The organism is Halomonas sp. 328, from assembly GCF_015645095.1.
Classification (GTDB): domain Bacteria; phylum Pseudomonadota; class Gammaproteobacteria; order Pseudomonadales; family Halomonadaceae; genus Bisbaumannia.
The window spans coordinates 1-9,059 of the sequence record NZ_JADOTW010000054.1 but is presented as its reverse complement, the minus strand read 5'-3'; the positions used below and the strand labels follow the sequence as shown (position 1 = coordinate 9,059).

General features: G+C 57.3%; 6 protein-coding genes and 1 pseudogene. 5 read left to right on the top strand and 2 right to left on the bottom strand.

Translation table 11 applies throughout. From position 1 onward, the window contains the following. Positions 1–202: 202 nt before the first annotated feature. A pseudogene (locus IHD13_RS18605) lies at positions 203–455 on the top strand (IS30 family transposase); the annotation flags it as partial. 44 nt (positions 456–499) lie between these two features. On the opposite strand, the gene IHD13_RS17620 reads toward IHD13_RS18605, so the two are convergent. Further along, a complete protein-coding gene (locus tag IHD13_RS17620) occupies positions 500–1,342 on the bottom strand; it encodes a response regulator transcription factor (RefSeq protein ID WP_195862342.1) in 843 nt (280 codons plus the stop codon). Between the two features lie 476 nt (positions 1,343–1,818). Between IHD13_RS17620 and IHD13_RS17615 the strand changes: the two genes are divergently transcribed. The 3 genes from IHD13_RS17615 to IHD13_RS17605 are packed head-to-tail and all read left to right on the top strand — an operon-like array spanning position 1,819 to position 6,591. Next, positions 1,819–3,171, top strand: coding sequence for a TolC family protein (locus tag IHD13_RS17615; RefSeq protein WP_326838387.1), 1,353 nt, complete (start codon positions 1,819–1,821; stop codon positions 3,169–3,171). 1 nt (position 3,172) lies between these two features. Next, positions 3,173–5,353 (top strand): ATP-binding cassette domain-containing protein, encoded by a 2,181-nt coding sequence (locus tag IHD13_RS17610; protein ID WP_195862340.1) that lies wholly within the window; start codon positions 3,173–3,175, stop codon positions 5,351–5,353. Next, positions 5,353–6,591, top strand: a complete 1,239-nt coding sequence (locus IHD13_RS17605; protein ID WP_195862339.1) for an HlyD family efflux transporter periplasmic adaptor subunit — start codon at positions 5,353–5,355, stop codon at positions 6,589–6,591. Before IHD13_RS17610 ends, IHD13_RS17605 begins: the two co-directional genes overlap by 1 nt. 95 nt (positions 6,592–6,686) lie before the next feature. Here IHD13_RS17605 and IHD13_RS17600 read toward each other — a convergent pair whose 3' ends face one another. Further along, a complete protein-coding gene (locus IHD13_RS17600; protein ID WP_195862338.1) occupies positions 6,687–7,076 on the bottom strand; it encodes a hypothetical protein in 390 nt (129 codons plus the stop codon). A gap of 495 nt (positions 7,077–7,571) precedes the next feature. Here IHD13_RS17600 and IHD13_RS17595 point away from each other — a divergent pair. Continuing rightward, positions 7,572–9,059: Ig-like domain-containing protein (locus tag IHD13_RS17595; protein WP_195862337.1), on the top strand; the 1,488-nt coding region annotated here is incomplete at its 3' end.

The window sequence follows — 9,059 nt, the reverse complement described above, 5'->3', positions numbered from 1 at the left end:
AGAGTTGCGGCGGGTCTGCACGCGATACGATAAGTTGGCCAGCAGTTTCAGGGCCATGGTATGCCTGGCGTGCATAGATCGTTGCCTACGTGCAGACTTTTCAGACAAAGCCTAGGCTAGAGGCTCGGAAGATCCTTGGTGGTGGCCTGCGAGTTCCAGTCCCTTCGGCTGCCGCGCTCTGCCTTGCCGCGTATACTCGGTCGAGGCGGTGACCGTGGCGACCGACTTTTGTGATTCCTGCTGCCCCGGCTTGAGGAGGAGCAATGAGGACACCAATGACCTGATTTCCCCAAAGGAACTGATTTTTGGCAGGTTTCCGATGCCGAGCTACGTAAGGTGGTGAAGACGCTGAATGAGTGCTCTGGAAGCGGTTTGGCTATCGGACACCCGCCCTGGTATTCCTGGGCGAGTACTCAGGAGCGCTGGATACATCAGGCGCTGCGCTTATGGGTTGAATTCGGGCTTGACAAGTAGTAATCAATCACCCGGGACCCGACAGCTATCCATAATCATTCGGGGTGGTGTGAACATGAGTGTACTTTGTTTTCTTGGACGTATTGACTTGATCAACTTCTGCAGGGGCGAGCTCAATTTCTGATGAAGAGAATTGCGAGGCTGTAGTTTGTAACCGATAACCATGCTGATAGACACTTCTCAACTCGTAGCCATATTTTCCATATAGATGAAGCTTTTTTCTCAAACGGCTGACATGAGTGTCGAGTGTTCGGGTTGCTATATGCGAGCCGATACCCCATACCATTGGTAAAAGTATGTTTCGGCTAAGTGTCTTGCCCATGTTTTCAAAGAACAGGGCGGCGAGAAGATATTCCTTTTCAGTGAGTTTGACTAAGTTTCCTGATAAGTATATGGCATGATTTTTATTGTCGATACGATATTTAGAGAAGGTTGTGATTGCGGGCTCCTGGCTGGGATGCTTTTCTATAACAGGTCCGGGGAGAGGTGCGCAACGCCTCCTTATAGAGTAGAGTCTGGCAGAAAGCTCCAAGGCAGTGTGTGGTGGTGATATTACATCGTCGGCTCCAGACAGGAAGCAGGAAATGATTAGCTGCTCATGGTGAGCATTTGTCACTAGCATTAAAATGCCCTGCCAGTCCAGCATCTTTCGGATGTGCTTGATGAATCCAGGGGTGTCGGAGACGATGTGCTCCGATATAAGAATAATAGCCTCGATTGGCTCATTGTTATTTATCGCTCTAACCAGTTCGCCGGGGGATGAGAAACGAAGGATTGAGTTTCCATTGATCGACAAACTGTTGATGGTTTCTTCTAGAATGCTGCTGTCATCACCCAGGATGCCAATTTTTGACTTTTCCATATTCATCCCTTATGCCCCTTGGTTTGCCGTTATGGTAAATTTCTTGAATGATATGGGAACTGACTGACTTTTCATTTTGTTGGGTTGTTACACAATCAGGGTTCAGTGAGTTTTTATATTTTTGCATATCTATTTGCGACGCCTGCGTGCCTGTTTTCTCGCGTAGACCCGGCGACACTTCAAGTAGTAGCGAAATATCTAAAGGGAGGAAAGAACCCAGGGGAGAGATTTTTCATAATTGACATTGTTGATTGTTGATATTCTTTCTCGGTGTTGTTTTTTGTCTTTTATTTCAATGTGTTGTGTGATTTTTCGTTTCCGCAAGGCGGGGGTAGGGGTGAGGTTATGTGAACTAAGGTGACATCTCGGGCTTGCGGCTGGCCCATCTCTGATTGGTTGGGATAGGGTGTGGATGCCAAGATTTTTTTTGAGCGAGTGGCGAGTAAGTGCGGTCTCGTTTGTCCCAAAGGCGGGGGTCGGTTATGAGTGCATCTGGGTTGGGTGTGTGTTGTGGGGGGCGAGTGTGTCGTGCTTTTGGGTGGGTGAGAAGATGTCTTCTTGTGGTACTTATGGTTGTGTCGTTCGCAGGGTCGGGGTATTCGGATTCAGATTCGGTGGCGGGTGATGGGGCGATGGTTGGTTTTATGAGAGAGGCGTTGGCAACGCACCCGTCGATAGGTATGCAAGTCGCAGTATTGGAGGCCTCCGAGCATGGTTATCAGCGCTCACGATGGGCGTACTTCCCGACGCCTATTATATCTTCGTCAACGGCTTGGCGGCAATCTTCATCCGGCGCAGCTGGTGGAGTGTCAGGGGAGAAAATATCGCTAGGCTTGTCGCAGCCTCTATGGACCGGTGGGCGGTTGACGGCTGGTAGAGAGCTCGCATCCGCCGGCTTGGGGGAGGCTTCGGCACGGCTGGAAGAGGTATCTCTCGATTTGATGCAGTCTGTTTTGTCGGGAGTTGGGCAGTGGCGAGCCGCGTACCTTAGGCGGCAGGCGTGGCGGCAAAACGTGAGGGTGCATGATGAGTTGCGGGCGCAGATGGACCGGCGGCTGGCCTCGGGGGTGGCGTCTCGGAGTGATTTGGCTTTGGCAGTTTCCCGTTATGAGGGGGTGGCCGCAGAACTATCGCAATTCGATGCCGAGGTGGCAGCGGCGAGAGCGGCGCTCGAGCAATTGCTGGGAAGGGAGCTCTCGGATCAAGAACTGCTGAGCATTCCGGAGGAGCCCTTTCCTTGGGTTGACGGAGAGGGCGTGGACGTCCTGTTGCGGCAGGCCCTGGAAGGGCATCCCGCGATGCTGGCCGCTGAGGCCGAAGTCGAGCGGCGTCGGGCCGAATATGGCCAAGTGCGTGCGGAGCGATATCCCAATATACGTCTGGAGGTGCGGCATCGTGAATTTCATCGCGGCCCTGCGGAGCAGGTGGCGGAGTTGGTGGTCGAGTCGGAATTTGGTCCGGGGCTTTCTGTGGTGTCGGCGGCACAGCAGGCAGTAGCCAATGTCGATGCGGCGCGTGCTGGCTTGGATGAGCAGCAGCGTCGGGTGGCAGAAATGATTACGCAGGATTATGTCACTTTAGAGGCGTTAGACTCACAGATTGAGCCGGTTAGGCGCTCGGTAGTCGAAGCGGAAAATGTCTTTGCTTCATATCGTCGGCAATACTTAGCCGGCCAGAAAACCTGGCTCGATGTGCTCAATTCGGCAGGAGAGGTAGCTTCGACAAAAGTGCGCTTAACGGATGCCATTACCACTCGTATGGTGCTCTCTTGGCGCTTGGCGCTCAATACTTATGGTATTGATTCGGTATTGGGCGTTGATTTAGGGGGGGGATAAGATGACGCCAAAAGGGCAGTTGTCCAATGGGTTGATGCGCTTGGCTAGCATTCAGCGTGAAGTGGTGGATCGTCTGGCGCTGCATGAGGCGGTTAGTACGAGCCATGCCTCATCCATGAAAGGCATTCTGAAGGAGGTGGGGGGGCGTCTGGGGTTTCATTCGGTGAAGTGGTATCGAAGCCCGCAGGCGGCGGGTGTTCCTGCATTGTTGCAGACCCCGGGTGGCGGCTGTCGAGTGCTCCGTGGACAGAATGGACACGGTGGTTGGGTAGTCGAATCGTGGAACCCCAGCATCAATGCCTGGGAGGAATCGGTCTGGGAGACGCTGGAAGGTTGCCTGGCTGCGAGTATTACCTTTACTTGTCGAGGGCAGTCGCCAAGTGTCAAGCGGCTTATCGTGAAAGAGTTTTTCCATAGGAAGTCGCTGATTGTGGCGGCTGTCTTTGGTGGCATGGTGATCAACGTGGCCGCCTTGGCGAGTGCTTTCTATACCATGCAGGTGTATGACAGGGTGGTCCCTACTGGGGCGAGTAATACGTTGCTTGTCCTGACGCTTGGGGTTTTTGTTGCCATTCTCTATGAAGGGCTCACCAAGGCCGTGAGGGCGCGTATCTATGAGTCGCTTATTGATAATGTCGATCGCTCGCTATCCTTTGCGATTTATCGACGTTTTTTGTCTGTGAGAATGGACCAGATGCCGAATAGTGTCGGAAGCTTGTCGGCTCAGATGCGTGGTTATGAAACGGTGCGCTCGTTTATTGCTGCGATCACTAGTCAGGTTGCCGTGGATGCGCCATTTGTTATTTTATTTGTCGCCATTATTTATGCGGCTTCGGGATGGCTGGCGGTATTTCCGGCACTGTTTCTTGTCATTAGTTTGTCGGTTGGGCTCTATAACAGGAAGCGAGTCGATCGGCTGGCTCAGTCGTCTAACCAGGCAGTGAATTATCGCACGGGCCTCTTGGTGGAGTCAGTGGAAGGGGCGGAAACGATCAAGTCGGGCCAAGGAGGTTGGCGGATGCTGGCGCGCTGGATGGCGACGACAAATGAGGCCCGAGATTATGATACCAAGATACGTAATATTTCTGAGCGGTCGCAGTTTCTCGTGGCCGGAATGCAGCAATGTGCCTATGTGGCGATCGTTGCTTCCGGAGCCTTGATGGTCAGTCGTGGCGAGCTCACCATGGGGGCGTTGATCGCCACATCGATCTTGACGGGGCGAACGTTAACACCGGTGGCGGCCATTCCTAACCTCCTGATTCAAGCAGCCCACTGCAAGGCGGCCCTCAAAGGGCTGGATGCGCTCTGGGCTCTGGAGGGGGATCACCCCGAAGGCGAGACTCCTATCGTGATCGAGCGTTTCAAAGGTAATTACCGGCTCGACGATATCGAGGTTTCCTATCAGGATAATCCCGCGCTTTATATTAAGAAACTAGTCATTCCTGCTGGGCAGAAAGTGGCGATCTTGGGTCCTGTTGGAGCGGGTAAAACGACGCTGTTACGTATTCTGTCTGGAATGTACAAGCCGACAAAAGGGCGAGTTTTTCTCGATGATGTGGATATTTTCCAATTATCTAAGCCCGCCCTGGCGGATCAGATGGCCTATGTTCCACAGGAGGGACGGCTCTTCTCCGGGACGCTGCGAGAGAATTTAGTGTTGGGGTTACTGGATCCCGGCGATGAGGCTATCTTCGCTGCGGCGAGGGCAACGGGGCTACTGGAGCATGTGGTGTCGTCTCATTCTCAGGGGCTGCAGCAACCCATTTACGAAGGCGGAGTCGGACTTTCCGGTGGGCAGCGTCAGTTGGTTCATCTTACGCGTGCTTTTTTACGAAACCCCTCGATGTGGTTGCTGGATGAGCCCACGGCATCAATGGATCGTAACTTGGAGGCTTGGGTTATTCATTCCATGAAGGCGGCCATCGGTAAAACCGATACGCTAGTGCTGGTTACGCACAAGATGGAGCTGCTCGAGATGGTCGATAGGGTCGTCGTCGTTGCCGGTCATCATGTCGTGATGGATGGTCCCAAGGAGGAAGTGCTGAAGAGATTGACCAAGAAAGCTTCTTCTCCGGCGACGCCGCGTAAAGGAGAGCCGCGTAAAGGAGAGCCGCGTAAAGGAGAGCCGCGTAAAGGAGAGGAGACGGCATTGCCTGTCGGTAATGGGCGGGGGGAAGCGTGATGAACCAGCGGCAGATAGGATTCCCCGGTGATGATGCCGGCAAGTCCGAGATTGAAGGGCGTTCGGTGGTCATCGCTGATGGACTGGAGGGGGTCGAAGAAGGGCGCTATCCACTATGGATGATCATATGGCTGTCTGTCGGGCTTGGAGTATTTCTGGCCTGGGCATATTTTTTTGAAATTGATCAATATGTCAGGGCGCAAGGTGAGGTGATCCCCGGTGGCCGTACCCAGGAGGTTCAGGTGTCAGACGGGGGAGCACTGGCTGAGATCCTGGTCCATGAGGGGGATTTGGTTCTGGAGGGACAGGAGTTGGCCATTCTCCGTAGTGAGCGGCCCCGGGCGGCTTATGAAGAGGGGCGTCATCAGCTAGCGGCGCTGCAGGCCAGTGTCCAGAGACTCCATGCCGAGGCTCATGGTATCCCCTTGCAGTTTGGAGAAGAACTCGATGCCTACCCCCGGCTCTTGGATGCAGAGAGCAATCTTTATGAGCAACAGCGTCAAGCTCTCGATGATCAGCTTATGGTGCTGAGGGATTCATTGGAGATCGCCAGCGAAGAATTGGCCATGCAGCAATCACTGTTGAGTGGCGGAGATACCAGTCGCCTGGAAGTGAGCCGTGCTCAGCAACAGGTCATCGAATTACAGGGAAGGATTCAAGATGCCATCCACCAGTATCGAGGACGGGCGGCTCAAGAATTATCTAGGCTTGAGTCGGAGTTGGCCGTCCAGCGATACCGTTTAGTGGAGCGGGCGGATGTTCTGGATCAAACAGTGGTGCGTTCACCAGTGCGTGGGTATGTCAACCTGGTTACGGTGAATACCTTGGGCGGAGTGTTACGGCCTGGCGACAAGCTCATGGAGATCACGCCGCTCGATGATGAAGTGCTGGTTGAAGTGAGAGTCAATCCCGTCGATGTCGGTGATCTGGAAGTTGGGCTTCCGGTGAGTGTCAAGGTCGATACGTTCGATTACACCATGTTTGGGGCTATCTCCGGAGAGCTGGTTTATCTGAGTTCAAATACGCTTCAGGAAAGAGGGGAGGGTGGTCGACAGTATAGCTATTATCTTGGCCGGGTTCGCCTTGATGACGTAGCGCAAGATTCGCGGCTTAGGAATGACATGCTTCAGCCGGGAATGACGGTTTCTGTTGATATTAAAACATCCCGAAGAACGGTGATTGAATATATAGCCAAGCCGGTTATGAGGGCATTTAGCGGGGCCCTGTCGGAGCGGTGATCAATTGAGGTGATAGCATGAAAGATCTTGGACAGTATTCGCAGGTTATTGGTTTTTTCAATAAGGCACTTTCTCAGTCTGGAGGGGGGGCGCCCTTAGCATCTCTCGACAAGGCTGACTCTGCTGTCTTCTCCATCCTGGGCGCTGCCTCCGGTCGCCTCGAGATGAGTCAGTTGATGGGGCAGCGGCTCGTCGTGGAAGAGCTGCTGGCCGCGTTGGCCGATTATGCGCCGGAGGACGGGGTGGTGGTGGTACAGCGAGGCCAGGATATCGTGCTGGTTCTGGCAGATGGCCGAGAGGTGGTATTGGGTGACTTCATGCTCGCCTGCGCCGATGGTCAATGTGCCATCGAGTTCCCGGCGGCAGCCGGGGAAGAACCGGAGCGCTTCGATGCCTCGCGCTTGGCCGCCGCCGATCAGGAGAACAGTGGATTTCCCAGTGAAGGGGATGCCGGGTTGCGCTATGCCTATGGCGACCCTGGGCAACTCATCGAGATGCTGGAGCAGCCATGGCTCTCTTCCTTGGCGGAGCCGCTATGGGAGTCGCTTGATCTGGACGCGTTGCTATCGGCTTACCCGTCAGCGGCGGGGGACGCTGGGTGGTTCAGTGAAGTCACTCAATCCGCGGCTACCAGCACGGCTAGCAGTGCTGCTGCTGCCACGGCCGCTACCACTGCCACCACCACGGCTGGGGCTTCGATGTTTCCCCTGGCGACCGTGGGTGCGGTTGGCGCGGCAGGGTTGGTCGTGGGGGCCTCCACCATGGGGGGAAGCGATGAGGCTGCGCCAGCGCCAGCGTCTGTTCCGCCGGTGGTTTTGCCGCTGACGCTCAGTCTGGAGAATACCGGACCAAGTCACAGCTCTGGTGTCATTACCCATGCCACTACGGTGTCGGTAGCGGGGTTAGAGGCGACTATCCCTTGGGAGTATTCCACCGATGACGGTGAAACATGGCAGTCAGGTGAGGGCAATGCGTTTACCTTGGCTGAAAGCAAGAGTTATGACGCTGGCACCGTCAAGGTGCGTCAAACACTGGACGCTAAGACCACCGCGACCGGCGTCAACGCCGTGGCCTGGAGCATCGACACCACGCCGCCCACGGTGACGATCGAGGCGGACGCTAGCACCCTGGTGGAGGTGGATGGCACCGAAACGGTGACCCAGGCGAGCGGCGATGTGTGGGTGACGCTGAGCTTCAGCGAGGCGATCCACGGGCTGGCGGAAGCCGACCTGGACGTGGCGAATGGCCAGGTGGTGGCGGGTAGCCTGGCGCCGGTGCCGAACAGCGACACCGCCTACCGGGTGCTGGTGCGCCCGGCCACCGCCACCGAGGGCGAGCTGACGGTGGGCCTGGCGGCGGGGGCCGAGCTCGAGGACGGCGCCGGCAACGCGCTGCTCGATCCGGCGGCGCAGAGCCTCAGCGTGGCGCTGGACACCCAGGCGCCGGACGCGCCGACGGTGGCGCTGGCCAATGACACCGGCGATCAGGCGGGGGTCACCAGCGACAGCAGCCTGGCGCTTGGCGGGGTCGGCGAGGGCGACACCCTGCACGTCTACGTGGATGGGGTGCTGCACGGCAGCGTGATGGCCGACGCCAACGGCGAGGCCAGCTACGACTTCGGCGTGCAGGGCGATGCCCTGACCGCCGACGGCAGCGTCTACCAGATCCGCGTCACCGCCACCAATGCGGCGGGCAACGTCAGCGGTGATGGCGCCCTGGCCTTCGTGTTTAGCGAGGCGGCGCTGGATGCGGCGCCGGGCGTGGCGCTGGCGGAGGACACCGGCAGCGTGGCCGGGGTGACCAGCAACGACACGATCGAGGTGACCCTGGCGGCGGCCTTCGATGCCGACGCCGGCGACAGCTGGGAGTACTCCAGCGACGCCGGACAAAGCTGGCAGGCTGGCAGCGGCACCGGCTTTACGCTGGCCGAGGGCGACTACGCCCCCGGCGATATTCAGGTGCGCCAGACGGTGGACGGCAACGAGAGCGCCACCGGCCTAAACGCCGTGGCCTGGAGCATCGACACCACGCCGCCGACGGTGACGCTCGAGCTCGACCCCGCGACCGCCCTCGTGGACGTGGACGGCACCGAGACGGTGACCCAGGCGAGCGGCGATGTGTGGGTGACGCTGAGCTTTAGCGAGGTGATCCACGGGCTGACGGAAGCCGACCTGGACGTGACGAACGGCGAGCTGGTGGAGGGCAGCCTGTCACCGGTGCTGAACAGCGACACGGCTTACCGGGTGCTGGTGCGCCCGACCGCCGACACCGAGGGCGAGCTGACGGTGGGCCTGGCGGCGGGGGCCGAGCTCGAGGACGGCGCCGGCAATATGCTGGCGAGTCCCGGGGATCAGAGCCTCAGCGTGGCGCTGGACACCCAGGCGCCGGCGGCGCCGACGGTGACGCTCGAGCTCGACCCCGCGACCGCCCTGGTGGACGTGGATGGCACCGAGACGGTGACCCAGGCC

Coding starts and splice junctions, on each gene's coding strand:
- IHD13_RS17605 (WP_195862339.1), top strand. CDS start 5,353: ATGAACCAGCGGCAGATAGGATTCCCCGGTGATGATGCCGGCAAGTCC.
- IHD13_RS17620 (WP_195862342.1), bottom strand. CDS start 1,342: ATGAATATGGAAAAGTCAAAAATTGGCATCCTGGGTGATGACAGCAGC.
- IHD13_RS17615 (WP_326838387.1), top strand. CDS start 1,819: ATGAGTGCATCTGGGTTGGGTGTGTGTTGTGGGGGGCGAGTGTGTCGT.
- IHD13_RS17610 (WP_195862340.1), top strand. CDS start 3,173: ATGACGCCAAAAGGGCAGTTGTCCAATGGGTTGATGCGCTTGGCTAGC.